Here is a 1,014-nt window from a genome sequence, read left to right as displayed (position 1 = left end):
GGTTCACAGGTGACGGAATCTCACCGGCTGTTGACCCCGGAGTTGAATAGCCGTCTGCGCGGTCAGGCCCGGCGTTTGGGCGTTAGCCTTGCGGCGTTGTGTCATTTGGCCTGGGCGCAAGTGTTGTCGCGTACCAGTGGTCAGGAACAAGTGGTGTTTGGCACCGTACTGTTTGGGCGTATGCAGGCCGCGGATGGTGCCGACAACGGTATGGGGTTATTTATTAATACCTTGCCATTACGGCTGGATATCGATGAAACCCCGGTACGGGAGAGTGTACAGACTGCTCATACCCAACTCGCCGGATTACTGGCGCATGAGCATGCGTCACTGGCGCTGGCTCAGCGTTGCAGCGGGGTTGCCAGCGGTACGCCGCTCTTTAGCGCCCTGCTGAACTATCGGCATAATGCCTTATCGGCAGCGTCAGATGAACTGATTGGCGGCATGGAATTCCTTGGCATACAGGAACGAACCAACTACCCGTTAGTGCTGTCGGTGGAGGATTTTGGCGATGCACTGGGGCTGACGGCTCAGGTCGTGCAACCGTTTGAGTCGGAACGGGTCTGCGGCTATATGCAACAGACGCTGGAGAGTCTGGTGGAGGCCCTTGAGCAAGCACCGGATATGCCGGTTCGGGCCTTGGACATCCTGCCGGAAGCAGAGCGGACGTTGTTGTTAACAACCTGGAACGCCACGGCAACCGCTTATCCTGATGCGTTATGTATCCATCAGTTGTTTGAACAACAGGCGGATAAAACGCCTGACGCGACAGCATTAGTGTATGAAGATCAGACCCTCAGTTATGCCGAATTAAATGCCCGCGCTAACCGGTTGGCTCGTCAGCTCATCGAACAAGGGGTGTGTCCCGGTGATCATGTTGCGCTTTTACTCGATCGTTCGATGGAACTGGTGATGGCCCAATTGGCGATTCTCAAAGCCGGTGCGGTTTACGTGCCGATAGATCCCAATGTGCCGGATGAGCGGAAAACCTGGCTGATAAATGATTGTTCCGCC

At 55.7% G+C, this 1,014-nt stretch carries 1 protein-coding gene; it reads left to right on the top strand.

The annotated features are described in order from the left end of the window. Positions 1 to 1,014 (top strand): AMP-binding protein (locus EAE91_RS23515; RefSeq protein WP_214090547.1); only part of this gene is annotated, 1,014 nt, incomplete at both ends.

The sequence above is a fragment of the Photorhabdus noenieputensis genome (genome assembly GCF_018448935.1).
Classification (GTDB): Bacteria; Pseudomonadota; Gammaproteobacteria; order Enterobacterales; family Enterobacteriaceae; genus Photorhabdus; species Photorhabdus noenieputensis.
Note: the sequence above shows the minus strand (reverse complement) of the source record. Positions and strands in the feature narration are given on the sequence as shown.